11 protein-coding genes are annotated in these 16006 nt (G+C 65.1%); 6 read left to right on the plus strand and 5 right to left on the minus strand.

Translation table 11 applies throughout. The features are described from left to right. On the plus strand, positions 1-1136 hold a 1136-nt coding region (locus ACCD03_RS22485), incomplete at its 5' end, for an amidase (RefSeq protein WP_413412932.1). A gap of 166 nt (positions 1137-1302) precedes the next feature. Further along, the gene (locus tag ACCD03_RS22490) at positions 1303-2625 is read left to right on the plus strand and encodes an MFS transporter (protein WP_045203657.1); all 1323 of its coding nucleotides are present in this window, start codon (positions 1303-1305) and stop codon (positions 2623-2625) included. Between the two features lie 558 nt (positions 2626-3183). Here the strand turns inward: ACCD03_RS22490 and ACCD03_RS22495 are convergent. Next, entirely contained in the window at positions 3184-4596 is a 1413-nt protein-coding gene (locus ACCD03_RS22495; RefSeq protein WP_413412933.1) for a methyl-accepting chemotaxis protein, read from the minus strand. 146 nt (positions 4597-4742) lie between these two features. After that, positions 4743-7466, minus strand: a complete 2724-nt coding sequence (locus ACCD03_RS22500; RefSeq protein ID WP_413412934.1) for an EAL domain-containing protein — start codon at positions 7464-7466, stop codon at positions 4743-4745. Between the two features lie 169 nt (positions 7467-7635). Here ACCD03_RS22500 and ACCD03_RS22505 point away from each other — a divergent pair, with 169 nt between their 5' ends. Together ACCD03_RS22505 and ACCD03_RS22510 are read left to right on the plus strand one after the other, a co-directional pair. Further along, positions 7636-8811 (plus strand): alpha-D-ribose 1-methylphosphonate 5-triphosphate diphosphatase, encoded by a 1176-nt coding sequence (locus ACCD03_RS22505; protein ID WP_413412935.1) that lies wholly within the window; start codon positions 7636-7638, stop codon positions 8809-8811. Positions 8812-8819: 8 nt separating this feature from the next. Beyond that, a complete protein-coding gene (locus ACCD03_RS22510; RefSeq protein WP_413412936.1) occupies positions 8820-9596 on the plus strand; it encodes a DUF1045 domain-containing protein in 777 nt (258 codons plus the stop codon). On the opposite strand, the gene ACCD03_RS22515 is transcribed toward ACCD03_RS22510, so the two are convergent. The 3 genes from ACCD03_RS22515 to ACCD03_RS22525 all read right to left on the minus strand — a co-directional run bounded on the left by ACCD03_RS22515 (position 9586) and on the right by ACCD03_RS22525 (position 12206). Beyond that, the gene (locus ACCD03_RS22515; RefSeq protein WP_413412937.1) at positions 9586-10401 is read right to left on the minus strand and encodes a hypothetical protein; all 816 of its coding nucleotides are present in this window, start codon (positions 10399-10401) and stop codon (positions 9586-9588) included. The genes ACCD03_RS22510 and ACCD03_RS22515 overlap by 11 nt on opposite strands. Before the next feature lie 19 nt (positions 10402-10420). Next, positions 10421-10810 (minus strand): hypothetical protein, encoded by a 390-nt coding sequence (locus ACCD03_RS22520; RefSeq protein WP_413412938.1) that lies wholly within the window; start codon positions 10808-10810, stop codon positions 10421-10423. A gap of 211 nt (positions 10811-11021) precedes the next feature. After that, positions 11022-12206: an MFS transporter gene (locus ACCD03_RS22525; protein ID WP_413412939.1), complete on the minus strand. Its 1185-nt coding sequence runs from the start codon at positions 12204-12206 to the stop codon at positions 11022-11024. A 156-nt stretch (positions 12207-12362) separates the two neighbouring features. Between ACCD03_RS22525 and ACCD03_RS22530 the strand changes: the two genes are divergently transcribed. Next, the gene (locus tag ACCD03_RS22530) at positions 12363-13277 is read left to right on the plus strand and encodes a Ku protein (protein WP_413412940.1); all 915 of its coding nucleotides are present in this window, start codon (positions 12363-12365) and stop codon (positions 13275-13277) included. An 18-nt stretch (positions 13278-13295) separates the two neighbouring features. Then, positions 13296-15899 (plus strand): DNA ligase D, encoded by a 2604-nt coding sequence (ligD, locus tag ACCD03_RS22535; protein WP_413412941.1) that lies wholly within the window; start codon positions 13296-13298, stop codon positions 15897-15899. Positions 15900-16006 lie beyond the last annotated feature (107 nt).

The following is a 16006-nucleotide window of genomic DNA, read 5'->3' on the forward strand; positions in this document are numbered from 1 at the left end:
TGCCCGTGTCGATCAAGGATCTGTTTGATGTGGCCGGCCAGGTGACGGCAGCCGGTTCGCGCGCCCTGGCCCATCAGCCGCGCGCCGCTGCCGATGCCGCTGCCGTTGCGCGCCTGCGAGCAGCCGGAGCCGTGCTGCTCGGCCGCACCAACATGAGCGAATTCGCCTTCTCGGGCCTGGGCCTGAACCCGCACTACGGCACACCGCGCACGCCGGCAGACGGCGCGCGTGCGGCGGGCGGCTCCACGTCGGGCGGTGCCGTCACTGTTGCGGGTGGCATGGCCGTGGCGGCGCTGGGCACGGACACCGGCGGCTCGATCCGCATTCCGTCGGCGTTCTGCAATCTGACCGGCTTCAAACCCACCGCGCGCCGTGTGCCGATGACAGGCGGCGTGCCGCTGTCCACATCGCTCGATTCGGGCGGCCCTCTCGCCAATTCGGTCGACTGCTGCGCCATCGTCGATGCCGTGCTGAGCGGCGAGTCTGACCACGACGAATTCGACACCACCGCTGTGCCCCTGGCCGGATTGCGTTTTGGCATCACACAGGACTTTGTCGGCGCGGACCTCGACAACACGGTCGCCATTGCATTCAACCGCGCCGTTGAACAGCTCGAACGTGCCGGTGCGCACATCGTGCGTTTTGAATTTCCCGAGCTGCTGCAACTGCCCGAGATCAACAGCGGCGGCGGCTTCTCGGCGGCGGAATCGTGGGCATGGCATCGCTCGCTGCTCGCGCGTGCGGAAGCCCAGTACGACCCGCGCGTCGCCACGCGCATCCGCCGTGGTGAACAAATGGGCGCGGCCGCATACATCGACGTGATCAACGCGCGCGCCCGCATGATTGCCGCCGCACGCAAGCGCCTGGGCAACCTCGATGCATGGCTGATGCCGACGGTTGCCATCGTGCCGCCCGAGGTCGCACCGCTCGAAGCGGATGACGCCCAGTTCTTCCGCACCAACGCACTCGCGCTGCGCAATCCGAGCGTGATCAATTTCCTGGATGGCTGCGCGCTGACGCTGCCCGTACACGCCGCTGGCGAACTGCCGGTCGGCCTGTCGCTCTGCGGTCTCGCCAACGACGACGCACGCATCCTGCGCGTTGGCCGGGCGGTGGAGGCTGCCCTGCGGCATTGATCGACTAACCAGCACATTCCCCGCCTGCGCCCGGGCCGCGCAGGCGGTTTCCCAAGCCAAGTCAAAAGGCGCGCTGCAGACGCGCCGGGCCCAACTCATGCCTGCGTTTCGTGCAACACAGCAGCACACGAAGCGCCGGCGCCCTCACACGCTATTGGAGGAAACCATGTCGCAAACCCAAGCCCTGGCGGCCACCCCAACGGATCCGGCCAGCCGCCCGCTCCCCAGCACCGAGCTGGATGTCACCTACCGCCGCATAGCGTACCGCCTGGTGCCGTTCCTGGTGGTGCTGTTCATCCTCGCGTGGATCGACCGCGTCAACGTCGGCTTCGCCAAGCTCTCGATGCTGCAGGATCTGCAGTTCAGCGAAGCGGTGTACGGCCTGGGCGCCGGCATCTTCTTCATCGGCTACTTTCTGTTTGAAGTGCCGAGCAACCTGCTGCTGGAAAAGATCGGCGCACGCAAGACGCTGGCGCGTATCACCATCCTGTGGGGCCTGGCCTCGATGGCGATGATCTACGTAAAGACGCCCACCTCGTTCTACGTGATGCGCTTCCTGCTAGGGATTTTTGAAGCGGGCTTCTTCCCGGGCGTGGTGCTGTATCTGACGTACTGGTTTCCCTCCGCACACCGCGCACGCATCAATGGTCTGTTCATGACCTCGTTTGCGATTGCGGGCGTCGTGGGCGGCCCCGTTGCCGGCTTCATCATGAGCCGCATGGAAGGCGTCGGCCACCTCGCCAACTGGCAATGGCTATTCCTGCTCGAGGGCATTCCGTCGGTGCTGGCCGGCTTTGCCGTGCTTGCGTGGCTGCCCGAAACGCCTCGCCAGGCCAAATGGCTTTCCGCTGCAGAACAAGACGCCGTCGTGCGCGCCGTTGAAGTGGAGAACCGCGACCCTGCCAAGCACGCCTCGTTTGGCGCCGCACTGGCCAATGCTCGCGTGTGGATCTGCGCAGCGATCTACTTCTGCGTGGTCAGCGGCAACGCCACCATTGCGTTCTGGACGCCGTCGATCATCAAAGAGCTGGGCGTGCAAGGCAATTTCCACATCGGCCTGATCTCCGCCATTCCGTTCATCGCTGGCACGATTGCGATGGTGTGGAACGGCGCGCATTCCGATCGCACCGGCGAGCGCCGCATGCACTGCGCCATTGCAGCCGTCATCGCAGCCGCCGGCCTGGTCGCAACAGGCGCAATGCTCGGATCGCCAGTGCTCGCACTGATCTCGCTGACGGTCGCCGCCGTCGGCATCCTCGCCGCCTTCCCGGTGTTCTGGTCGATCCCGGCCGTGTTCCTGGCCGGCACCGCAGCCGCAGGCGGCATCGCCCTCATCAACTCCATCGGCAACCTAGCCGGCTTCGTCGCGCCGTACATGATCGGTTGGCTGAAGACGAACACAGGCCACCTTTCCGCCGGCCTCTACTTCGTAGCCGCTCTCGAGCTGGGCGCCGCCGTGCTGGTCATTCTGGGCACCCGCAAACACTAAGCACTTACGCAGACGAAGCATCGTGGCGCCAACCCCAGCGCCGCGATGGTTCGGCCGTACCCTGCCCTAGATGGCGCCTTGAATTTCTGTCGCAGGGAGGAAAAAGAAGGGAGGCCTGTCTGAGCGCAGCGAGTTTGCCTCCCTTCCCTCCCTGCGACATAAATTCAAGGAATGGGTCGCCATCTCGGGCGCGCCTTTCTTTGCTTACTTTCTTTGGCAAGACAAAGAAAGTAAGTCAGCCCCGGCAGGGGATGAAACAAGGGATGCACCACCAACAAAAACCCCGCCAGCAAGGTCCGAAACCCCACCCACGAAGTTCCAAACCCCACCCCTCGACGTTCTGAACCCCATCAACGCAGTCCGAAACCCCACTGATGAGGTTCCGAACGCGTCCAAAGCGGTTCCGAACCCCATTCACGGCGTTCCGAACGCCAAGGGGCCAAGGTCCAAACCCAACAAATGCAGTTCTGAACCCCACGGATGCGGTTCCGAACGTCAGCAATGCCGTTCCGAACCCCATCAGAGAAGTTCGGAACCCCAACCCCGGCGTTACGGACCTTAACCGGCCACCTTGTACCCCATCCGAACGCCACCCCAGTGGCGGCCCTTGACGTAAATCGGCGCCGATACATCCTTCATCATCGCAAACGTCCCGTTGCCCATGTCGCGACGATACGTTTGCAACAAAAATGCTTCGGTATTGCGCGCAGCCCCAAGCCCCGTGCGATCGGTGAACAGCCTGCGGTTACGGCCATTGGCAGCATTCCAAGCCGGGTCGCCGCCCTGCGGCTGCGAGAACTTCAGGTTGTGCGTCGGCAGATAGCCGTTCGTGTCCACCGCTGCACAGAACACCACGCGAGGATCAAGCTGGAGCAAAGGCTCCTGCACCGGAGGCAGCACGCGATCCGTGAACACCGTAAACCGCGCCATATGCTGCGGCGGATCGGTATTCGGCACCGGCTCATAGGCGCGGTCGAACAAGTCGCCCTCGCTGATATCGCCCCGCGCCAGCGCCGATTCAAACAGCGCACTGATCTTGCCCGCCGCGGCCTGCACCGCTTCGATGAACGGCGTATCGGCGCTCTGCACACCGGTTGACGCCGTCAACCGGATCAACGTTTCCGACGCCCCCAGCAACCCGGAAAGCTGCCGTTGCGCGTTGTCGATGTTGTGGCTCGATTGCTTCACACCCTCGGCCATAGCATCCACCTCACGCGCAAGCGACGCGCATTCACCTTCAATGGCTGCAGTGGATTCCGCAATGCTCGTCGCCTCGACGTCAAAGCGCGCGATGGCCTCGCCCGCCACGCCAATCACCGCGCCAATCGCCTGCGTGCCGGTATCCACCCGCTGGGCGCGTGCCACGTTCGCGCTGCTGTCGCCGATCAACTTGTCGGTCTGGCCGGACAAATCCGCCAAGGTGGTTTCGATACGCTGCGTGGCTTCGGCGGTCTGTCCTGCGAGCTGCTTCACCGCACCCGCAACGACGGCAAAGCTGCGGCCCGATTCACCCGCGCGCGCGGCTTCAATGGCGGCGTTGATCGCCAGCAGATTGGTCTGCCTGGCAATCTGCGAAATCTGCTCGGACGCCTGTGCGACCTGGATCAGCGCTTCACGCAGCGCAGCAATCTGCTGCTCCATGCTCGCCACGCCAACGGCAAGCTCGCGAATGTCGCGCAGCGATGCATCGACCGTTGCACGCGAGCCGCTCACCTCCTCGCTGGCATGCGAGGCGACTTCGCGCGCATGCCGCGCCGCCACGGCGATGTCGTGGTTGCCGCGCATGGTGACGTCGGCAGCATTGCGCAACTGATCGAACACATCGGCCTGCCGGCGCAGCCGCACGGCCACGTCTTCCACATTGCCGGACACCTCGCAGATGCCCATGCCCACGCGGCCGGCCTCTTCCGCAATACGGGCGACAAGTTCGGGAGGGGCTTTCGGGCCGCGGCCCCAGGCAAATGGCTTCACGTGCGGTGGTCTCCAGATGTTGTTGTGTATGCGCTCGCGCTGGTGGCGAAGCAACCCTCTATGGGGAGTATCGGCGCGGGCGGCGCGCGCTTGAGCGACGCTACCCGTCCCGCCTTACGCGGGCATTACATGCGCCTTGCGCAGCACTACGCCTGGGCGGAACGGTCGCGACGCAGCCGGGCCTCGTAGGCGGCGGCCGTCATTGGGGGGCCGAACAGGAAGCCCTGCAACTTGTCGCACCCGGCTGCTTGCAGGAACTCGGCCTGCTCCAGCGTCTCGACGCCCTCTGCCGTGACGGTCATGTCCAGCGACGCGGCCATCGCGACCACGGCGCGCGAGATCACCACCGAATCACGATGGCGCGGAATGCCCGAGACGAACGAGCGATCCACTTTCAGGTTGTCGATCGGGAAGCGCTGCAGATACGACAGCGACGAATACCCCGTGCCGAAATCGTCGATCGAGATGCGAATACCCAGCGCCGTGAGCGCGTCGAGCATCGGCATCACGGCGGCGGTGTCGCGCATGAGCAGACCTTCGGTAATCTCCATCTCCAGCGCGCTCGCGGGTAAACCCGCTTCGGTCAGGCAGCGCGAGATGGTCGGCACGAGCCCCTCGCCAAACTGGCGCGGCGACAGATTCACGGCGACAAAGAACTCCGGCATGCACGTGGCGCGCCAATGCGCGGCTTGACGGCACGCTTGCGCCAGCACCCATTCGCCGATGTCGCCGATAAGCCCGGCATCTTCCGCCACGGGAATGAACTCGGCAGGCGACACTTCGCCCAGTTCGGTGCTGTGCCAGCGCAGCAGCACTTCAGCGCCGACGATGTCCATCGACGTGGCATCGACGATGGGCTGGAAACGCAGCGACAGCTCGCCCGCTGACAGCGCGCGGCGCAGGTGGTATTCCAACTGGAAGCGCCGTTGCGCACGCTGCGACAGGCGCGCGGTGTAGACGCGATGCTGGTTGCGGCCGTTCTGCTTGGCGTTGTACATGGCGGCATCCGCACAGCGCAGCAGCGTGGCGGCATCGTTGCCGTGCTCCGGGTACACCGCGATGCCAATCGACGCGCCCAGGTAATACTCCGTGCCGCTCGTCGAAAACGGCTGCGCGATCGAATGGACGATCCGCTTGGCCAGGCGCTCGGCTTCTCCTAAGGAACGCACGTTGTCGAGCAGCACGACAAACTCATCGCCGCCCAGGCGCGCCAGCGTATCGCTCTGGCGCACGCAGGCGGACAAGCGCTGCGCGACGATGCGCAGCAGGTGGTCACCGGCTTCGTGGCCGGCTGTGTCGTTCACCTTCTTGAAGCCATCCAGATCGAGGAAAAGCACAGCGACCTGGCGTGCTTCGTTGGCCTGACTGGCCGCCTGCTCCATCACCGCCTGCATGCGCTGCGAGAAATATGCGCGGTTGTACAAGCCGGTGAGCGCGTCACGCTGCGCGAGGAAAGTGAGCTGCTGCTGAGCCGCACGCGCGGGGCCAATATCGTTGAACGAGATGAGGACGGCCGACGGAGTGTCGTCGCCGGGGCGCACGATGGGCAGCACGTTTTCGTGCACCCACACGATGTCGCCGTCCACCAGCTCCAGGCCGACGGTCAAGCCTAGCAGCGGCCGGCCGGTGGCCAACACCACGCGCGTTGGGCGTTCATTGAGCGGGATCTCGCTGCCGTCTTCGCGCAACGAACGGCGCATCAGCGTCAGATGGCTGGTGCCAACGGGCGACACGTTGCCCGCTCGAAGAATCCGGCGTGCGCTCGGGTTGCACGCGAGGATGGTGCCGTCCGCCGCCTGCACAACGATGCCTTCGGTCAGGTTGTCGACGGCCAGGCGGTAGCGTTCTTCGCTCTCCTGCAGATCGCGAGCGATATGCGCCTTCTGCACGGCCACGCCGATGATGTCGGTAATGCCGTCGAGCAGCCCCATGGCATCGCGCGTGGGCGCACGCGGGGTGTCGTAGTAGATGCCCATCGCGCCGATCATCTGCGCGTTGTCGCCGCGGATGGGCGTGGACCAGCACGCGCGCAGGCCCAGCGGCGCAACGATATCGCGGTAGCCATCCCATAGCGGGTCGGCGTCGATGTCTTCCACCACCACGGTCTTGTTCAGGAACATGGCCGTCCCGCACGAACCGACCGAAGGACCGAGCGCGATCCCAACCAGCAACTGCGAGAGTATGAAAGGCAGCGACGGTGCCACGGCCTGCGTGATGTGCTCGCCGTCACCACTGAGCAGCACGGAACACTTCGCGCCGTCGTCAAGCAGCACCTCCACCAGCCGGCACACCTCGGCCAGCAGATCCGGAAGCGGCACGTTGCGCGAGCTGAGTTCCAGCACGGTTTTTTCGCAGCGCAGCAATTCCTTGGCGCGCGCGGTTTCGGCGGCCAGCGCCCGGTAATTGGCTTCGGATTCGCGCAGGGCCTGTTCGGCCTGCTTGCGCTGCGTGATGTCGCGCGCCACCACTTGGATGGCGGTGCGCCAGCCAAGCTGCACCGGCGCGGAAAGCACCTCGACTTCCACGGGCGTGCCATCGCAACGCAGCAAGGTCTGCTCGACAGGCGGCAAGCCCGCGTTGTGCTCAACCATCCACTCCCGGCGCTGACGGGCGAGGTGCGTCGAATTGTCGTGGACAAATTCATCCAGCTCGCGGCCCACGATGTCGCGCGCCGTTTGCGCGCCAAACAGCCGAACGCCCGCCTCGTTGACGAAAACGATAATGTCGTCCGCCACGATGTACAGCGCATCCGGCATTTGCCGGACAAGCGCTTCGTAACGGTCATCAGCGAGCGGCAACGGCCTGGGGCTGTCCTGATCGATCACATCCGGTTCGGGACGGTCAGGCCGCTCAGCAGAGGTGGCGTCCATATCTGGGTTGTTTTTCAAGATATCGACCAATGTGTCAGGAAAGTTAAGGCGTTTGGCTGGCTCTCCCCTCTTCAGGGTGGGGCAAATGGCGGATGTGCGGCTAAGCGGCACGCCAGTTGCGGCACAATGCCCGCACGACGTCTCTGCGCACTTCTCGCACCTGGGCCTTATGCAATCGTTTTCGTCTTCCGTCAGCCACGTGGCCGGCTTGATTTCGCGACGTACCCTGCTGCCAGAAGGGCTGGCGGAAGCTGCCGTTCAGTTCCGAGATGGGCAGATTGCCGCTTGTGACGCCAACCCGACGCGCGGCATGATCGACTGCGGCGACCTGCTCGTCCTGCCCGGTATCGTCGACTTGCACGGCGATGCCTTCGAACGCGCGGTCATGCCGCGCCCCGGCGTGGCCTTCCCTTACGAAACCGCGCTGGCCGACGTTGACGGCCAATTGCTGGCCTGCGGCATCACCACCGAATTCCACGGCGTTACCTATTCCTGGGAAGGCGGCTTGCGCGGCCGACCCTACGCGCTGCGCATGCTGGAGACCCTCGACGCCATGCGCCCGCATCTGGGAGCCCAGCACCTGATGCATCTGCGCTTCGAATTGCATCACGCTGACGGGGTTGCCGATGCGCTCGGCTGGATGGACGCTGGTCGCGTGCACTTCCTGTCGTTCAACGATCACCTGCCGGGGATGCGGGACAAGCTGGGCGACGCGCGCAAGCTCGCACAATACGCCGATCGGGCCGAGTGCGACATCAACACGTTCCTCGCCCGTCTGAATGCCGCCGCAGTCAACGCCACGAGACTCGCCGAGGTGACCGGCACGCTCGCGCGGGCGGCGCAGCAACGCGGCATCTGCATGGCGTCACACGACGAGCCCGACATTGCCACCCGCAACACGTTCCACGCGCACGGCTGCACCGTCACCGAATTTCCGTTGACCGAGGATGTCGCGCAGGCGGCACGTGCGCATGGCGGACATGTCGTCTTCGGTGCGCCCAACGTCGTGCGCGGCGGCAGCCATAACGGCGCACCCGATGCGACCGCCATGGTGGCCGCGGGCCTGGGCACCGTGTTGGCATCCGACTATTACTACCCCGCGCTGCTGGCCGCGCCGTTCAAGCTGGCCGAGCGCGGTGTGGTGCCGCTGGTGGAGGCCTGGGCGCTGGTGGCGGCCAACCCGGCCGAAGCCGCTGGCCTGAAGGATCGCGGCGTGCTGGCGACTGGCCTGCGCGCCGACGCCATCGTGGTGGATGACCGCCGCCCGGGCCTGCCGCGTGTGGTGGCGGCCGTGGTGGGTGGACGGCTGCGCCATGCCGCCGGGCAGTTGCCGCTAATCGGCTGAGCAACACCATGGAACAAGCGCTGGCATCTTTACCGTCAGCCTGGCGGTATGCGCTCTACCTGCTGCCGCCCGAGCCCTGGTACGGCCTGGGCACGCGCTGGCTCGGCCGCTGCGCCCGCTCCAACACCGCCATCGCTGCCGATGAGCGCGAGGCGTTTCTCAGCGAAGCCGGGATCGATCTCGCCACGCTTGACCGCTGGACTGAAGCGCCGCGCCAGTACGGCCTGCACGCCACGTTCAAACCGCCTTTCCACCTGGCAAGCGATCGCTCGGTCGACGAGCTGGACGCCGCGCTGCGCCGCTTCGCGCAGCAGCAGCAAACCTTCGCGATCGAGCCGGCCTTGCAGACGCTGCGCGGCTTCCTGGCTTGGCGGCTGCGTCATGGCGACCCTGCGCGCGACTCGCTCCACGAGTTCGCCGATGCGTGCGTCGCCGAGTTCGACGTCTTTCGCGCAGCGCCGCGGCCCGCTGAACTCGCGCGCCGTCGTCGTGCGGGCCTGTCGGATGCGCAAGAGCACCATCTGCAGCGCTGGGGCTATCCGTATGTGTTTGGTACGTTCACGTTCCACATCACGCTGACCGGCCGGCTAGACCATGCCGAGCAGCTTGCGTGTTATCGCGCATTGGAAGCCACGCGCGTGGTGCTGCCAGCCTCCATGCCCATCGATCACATCGCGTTGTTCTCGCAGCCTGCGCCAGAAGCGCCGTTTACGGTGGCACGTGTGTACCGGTTTGATGGGAGCACGGAAGATTTCGACGCAGCGCAGAGCGCGCTCAGCGCTTGAGTTCGACCACGTCGATCACCTGCGTCTGGCCGTGTTGCTCAACCTCCTGGCGCATCACGACGGCCGCTTCTGGGCAGTACCAATCGGTGATGTGCGCAACGGTGGGGTCGGGCTCGAGCGTTTCATTGCCCAGCCGCAGCACACCGAGGCGCGCCGTGCGCGTGTAGCGGATCGGCCGGCACTGCAACTGGCCGACCACGGTGTCCATCGGCTGTGGCGGCCCCACCTCTCGCTCCGACACCTCCACCTTGGCGCGCTCGGCCCGCATGCGCCCGACGGAGATCCCCAGGCGCGGTGACACCACATCGAAATCGAAGCTGGATTCGTACGTATCGCCCGGCAGCATTTGGGCTTCGGGCGCCAGGCCGGCGCCATACAGGAACATGCCGGAAATGGCAGTGCTCACGGTGCCGATCAGATCGGCATGTTCGCTTTGCGCAAAAACCCGGCCGTTGATGCTGACAATGCGCGTGACCACGCCAGCCTCGTCCACCAATAGCTGGTGCTCCTGCACCGTCTCGATGGGCCGGCCACCCAGCGCCACGAGGCCCGATTTGGCGTAGATGTGCAGACCGATTTCGCAGCCGTCCTGCATGTCGCGATTGACGTCATGCAGGGTGAACTCGACGATCATCGGCGTCTTGCCGTTGCCGTCCAGGCGCACGCGGCTACCGTCGTGCACCCACGGCGCGGAGCACAGCCCTGCTGCCTGCGCAGGCAACGCCAATGCAATCCCGGCCACGGCTACGGCGGCGCTCCATAAAGAAAAACGCCGATGCATCGGGCGATGCATCAGCGTCTTCATGAACCCGATCGGCACGGGCTTACTGCTTGGGCGCGTCCTTCTTGTTGGCGCCCTCGCTGTACGAGTCAAACTTGCCGCCGGCCTTGGCGCCCTGGCTATACGGATCGAACTTCTCACCGGCCTTGGCGCCCTGGGTGTACGTGTCGTACTTGCCCTTCTCGACATTGGCCGGCTGGGCGCCGGGATTGAGCGCGCTGGCGGTGCTGTCGTTCTTGTTGGCGCCTTGCGAATACGGGTCGAACTTGTCGCCGGCCTTCGCACCCTGCTGGTACGGATCGAACTTGTCGCCGACTTTTGCGCCTTGGCTATAGGGGTCGAACTTCTTCTGGTCAGTCTGCGCGTGGGCCACGGTGCCGATGGCTGCTACGACAGCTACTGCTGTCACGAGGGTAAGACGTTTGTACGGCATCTGAAGCTCCTTTCCTATGGGTCGTTTGGGCTGATCAATTCAAATGGAGCAGCCTCGTTTTGAACGCATCCCGATGTCGTGCGCAACTGGCACGTTGGCGACGGCGCCGGGAAACCCCTCTCCTCGTCGTAAGCTATGGCAAGCGCACAGGAAAGTCAACGCACAGAAACTGCATATTTTTTGGGCAGTTGGGAGCTGAAGTTCAGGCCGATCAGCGACGTTCCGGCTGGCGGATCGCACGCGGGCCTAACACCGCAATCAACGCCATGGTGAGCGCCACCACCGACAGGCCCCAGCGCAGGTCGGAGCGATGGGCAATCAACCCGATGATGACCGGGCCGATCAGCAAGCCCACGTAGGCAAAGCGCGCCACGGCAGCAATGCCTTCGGCGGCCGGCACGCCCGGCAGGCGCGACGCGGTGATGAAGAAGATCGGCACCATGTTGGCGGCGCCCACGCCCATCAGTGCAAAGCCTGTCAGGACAGCAATCGGCGCTGGCCACAACAAAGCTAGCAGGATGCCCCCCGTTGCCAGCACGCCACTGCCGCCAAGCACGCGCATGTTGCCCCAGCGCCCGCGTGCGAAATCGCCGCCGAAACGCGCGAGCGCCATCCCGCCTGAAAATGCTGCGTACCCCGCGCTGGCGACGGCTTCCGGAGATTGGGCGATCTCGCGCATGTACACGGTCGTCCAGTCGTACATCGCACCTTCGCCTACCAGCCCCAGGAAGGCCAGCACACCGAGCAGGAACAGCGTGCGGCCCGTGGTCGGATGTGCGGATTCGCCTTCTGCATGCACGTGGTCGGGCAGCATGAAGGGGCCCGCACACAAGGCAGCCGCCATGGTGACGAGCGCCATGCCGCCGCAGTGCACCGCCGGCGGCACGCCAAGTTCCAGCAGCACGCCGCCCACGGCCGCCCCCACCATGCCGCCCAGGCTGAACATACCGTGCAGCGACGAGATGATCGGCTTGTGATGATTGGCCTCTACCGTGGCGGCCTGCGCGTTCATGGCCACATCGAAACCCGCGTTGGTGATGCCGAACAGCAGCAGCACGGCCAACAGCGTGGGGTAGCTCGGCATCAGCATGAGGAGCGCGGTGATAACACCAAATGCCACACCGCCCTGCACACTCGCGCGCCGCGTGCCGACGCGCGCGGCCCACTTGCCCGCAAACTTCATCGCGACGATGGCGCCGGCGGCCACCATGAACATCGCCAGCGACAGCGACGCCTCGGACAATCCGAAACGCGCCTTCACCGTAGGAATGTGAATGCCCCAGGTCGCAAACGTTGCACCGTTGGCGAAAAAGAGAGCCATCGTCGCCGCGCGGGCCGACAGGGGAAGCCGGCGGGGCTGCAACGCGCCGGTAGATTGGACGTATTCGGAAGACATGAAGGACAGCTGGGAGAAACGCGCGGCGCAAACGTGCTGCGCCGCAAAGGCACCATGCTACCGCGCCGGGCTGATGAGCGTATGACGCCGCCCCGCACCAGGCAGGTATGCGGCTTGCGTCACCACGCTCGAATCCACCGCATCGGGAGACCTGCCATGCCCCGCGTGATCTGGAAGGGCGCCGTGAGCTTCGGCCTCGTTCACATTCCCGTTGCGCTGTATCCGGCCACCCGCAGCGACGATCTCGATTTCGACTGGCTCGACCGCCGCACGATGGACCGCGTCGGCTACAAGCGCATCAACAAAACCACCGGCAAAGAGGTGCCGCGCGAGCAGATCGTGCGCGGCTACGCCTACGAGAAAGACCGCTACGTGATCCTCACCGACGAGGACATCCGCGCCGCCAACCCGGTCTCGACGCAAACAGTCGATCTGCTGACCTTCGTCGATGCGGCGGAGATTCCGTTTCTTTATCTCGATACGCCCTACTTTCTCGCACCCGACCGGCGCGGCGAAAAAGTCTATGCACTGCTGCGCGAGGCGCTGACGCGCTCGCAAAAGATCGGCGTTGCCAACGTGGTGCTGCACACCAAGCAGCATCTGGCAGCGTTGATTCCCATGGGGCCCGTGCTTGTGCTGCATACGCTGCGCTGGTCCAACGAGGTGCGCGACTGGTCCGAACTCGACGTGCCGGAAGAAGGTGCCAAGGCCGCCAAGCTCACGGCCAAGGAAATCGACATGGCTGAAAAGCTGATCGACGACATGAGCGGCACGTGGGACCCTGCCGAATACCACGACACCTTCCGCGACGACATCCTTGCGCTGGTTGATCGCAAGGTGCGCGAAGGCCGCACGGAATCCGTCGAGCCGATGGAGGCCGAGCACGCCGCACCGCGTGCCGGCAACGTGATCGACCTGACCGACCTGCTTCGCCAGAGCCTTGCCAAGCGCGGTAAGGGAAAGGATGCATCAAACGACGACGCGGAAGACGAACCCGCCCCGCGCAAGCGTGCACCACGCAAAGCCGCCGCCAAAACGGCGCGCAAGACGGCCACGCGCAAGCGCGCATAACACGACGGAGCCGACGCCATGCCACGCCATCTCGCCGACTACCGCCGCAAGCGCGATTTCACGCAGACACAGGAACCGGCGGGCGCACGCCGCAAAGCCGATGAGCGACATGACGATGGCGCCCTACACTTCGTGATCCAGAAGCACGACGCCACACGGCTGCACTACGACTTCCGGCTTGAACTCGACGGCACGCTCAAGAGTTGGGCCGTTCCGAAAGGCCCCAGCCTCGACCCCGCCGACAAGCGCCTCGCCGTGCATGTTGAAGACCATCCGTTGGACTACGCGGATTTCGAAGGCCACATCCCCGAAGGCCAATACGGTGGTGGCGACGTGATCGTGTGGGACCGCGGCACCTGGCGCCCGCATGGCGATCCGCGCAAGGCGTACCGCGACGGCAAGCTCAAATTCGATCTCGACGGCGAGAAGCTCCACGGTGCGTGGGCGCTCGTGCGCACGCACTTGCACGGCACGGGCAGACATCCGAAAGAACAGTGGCTGCTGATCAAGGAACGGGACGACCAGGTGCGCGCATCCAGCGACTACGACGTGACACAGGCCCTGCCCGCCAGCGTGATCACCGGAGAGAACGTTGGCGCAAAGCCCAAGGCCAAAGTAAAGGCCAGGGCCGATGACGGCGGGACCGAGCGTGCCGAACCGGCACAAGTGCAGCCGCCCTCCGGGGCTATGCCCGGCACGCTGCCCAGAACGCTGGAGCCGCAACTCGCCACACTGGTCGATGGGCCGCCCGCGCAAGGCGAGTGGGACTACGAAGTGAAGTTCGACGGCTACCGCATCCTTGCGCGCATCGACGGCACCACCGTGCGCCTGTTCAGCCGCAACGGCCGTGACTGGACAGCCAAACTGCCGCGCCAGGCGCGCACGCTGAATGCGTTGGGCCTGCGTGAGGCGTGGCTCGACGGCGAAGTCGTGGTGATGGGCGAACGCGGCGTGCCCGACTTCCAGGCGCTGCAGAACGCCTTCGAAACAGCGCATGCCGAACACATTGCCTATTACCTGTTCGACATCCCGTTCTGCAACGGCATGGACTTGCGCGGTGTGCCGTTGCGCGAACGACGGGCGCTGCTGCAACGCATTCTCGATGCGGCCCCGGGCGACCTGGACCGCGATGCGGTGCTGTTCTCAGGCACTTTCAACGCGGCGCCCGAAGACTTGCTGTCTTCTGCGTGCAGCATGTCGCTCGAAGGTGTGATCGGCAAGCGCGCCGATGCGCCGTATCGCGCCGGCCGAAGCCCAGCATGGATCAAGCTTAAATGTGGGCAGCGGCAAGAATTCGTGATCGGCGGTTACAGCGCGCCCAAGGGCAGCCGCAGCGGCTTTGGCGCCCTGCTGCTCGGTGTGTATGACGACGCGGGCACGCTGCGCTATGCGGGCCGTGTCGGCACCGGGTTCAACGAGACAAGTCTGCACGCATTGCATCACGAACTGACCGGTCTGACCGTCGACACGCCGCCCTTCGCCGACCCGCCCACCGGCAGCGATGCGCGCGACGTGCAATGGGTGAAGCCCGAACGCGTGGCGGAAATCGCCTTTGCCGAATGGACGCGCGAAGGCATCGTGCGGCAGGCGGTGTTCCAAGGTTTGCGCGACGACAAACCCGCGCGCAACATCGTGCGTGAAAAAGCCAAACCGCCCAGTGCCGCCGCCCGCAAGGAGACCCGCGCCGTGAATGCCCCCGAACGCAAGGTGCGCCCCGGTGCCGAACGCATCGCAGGTGTGGATGTCACGCATCCGGATCGCGTGATCGAGAAAGCCAGCGGTACCACCAAGGCCGACCTGGCGCGGTATTACGCAGGCGTGGTCGAATGGATGCTGCCGCATCTGCGCAACCGGCCGACGTCGCTCGTACGGGCGCCCGATGGCATCGACGGCGAGCGCTTCTTTCAGAAGCATTCCGCCGCACTCAAACTGCAGGGCATCACGCAGTTGGACCCGTCGCTCGACCCGGGGCACCCGTCGCTGCTGGCGATCAACTCGGCGGAAGCCCTGGTCGGTGCGGTGCAGATGGGCACGGTGGAATTCCACACGTGGAATGCACTGGCCGACCGCATCGAACAGCCCGACCGCATCGTCTTCGATATCGACCCGGACCCGGCACTGCCCTTCGCGCGCGTGATCGAGGCCACGCAGCTCACGCTTGCGCTGCTCGATGAACTCGGCCTGAAGGCGTTCCTAAAGACGAGCGGCGGGCACGGCATGCACGTGGTGGTGCCACTCACGCGCCGTGAGGCCGCCGGCTGGGACACGCTCAAAGCCTTCGCGCAAGCCGTGGTGCAGCACATGGCGGCGACTTTTCCTGACCGCTTTGTCGCCAAGATGGGGCCGCAGAACCGCGTGGGAAAAATCTTCATCGACTATCTGCGCAACAACCGCGGCGCAAGCACAGTGGCGGCGTATTCGGTGCGTGCGCGGACGGGGCTGCCGGTGTCGGTGCCGATCCGCCATGAAGAGCTGGAGGCGCTGCAATCGTCTGCCCAGTGGACGCTACGCACACTTCCGGAGCGGCTGTCCAAGCTCAAGGACGACCCATGGGCCGACTACGCCGGCACGCGCCAATCGGTCACGGCCGACATGCACAAGCGCATCGCCGCCAATGACTGAACCGTCACACGCTGGCGATTCTTAAAGAATTGGGCGGTGAACGCCCTATTGCTTGTCGGCCGAAGTGGGGGGCCGCTGCGTTAACATGCCTGCGTCTGCACTTGGCG

The sequence above is a fragment of the Ralstonia sp. Ralssp135 genome (assembly GCF_047304345.1).
GTDB classification, from domain to species: domain Bacteria; phylum Pseudomonadota; class Gammaproteobacteria; order Burkholderiales; family Burkholderiaceae; genus Ralstonia; species Ralstonia chuxiongensis.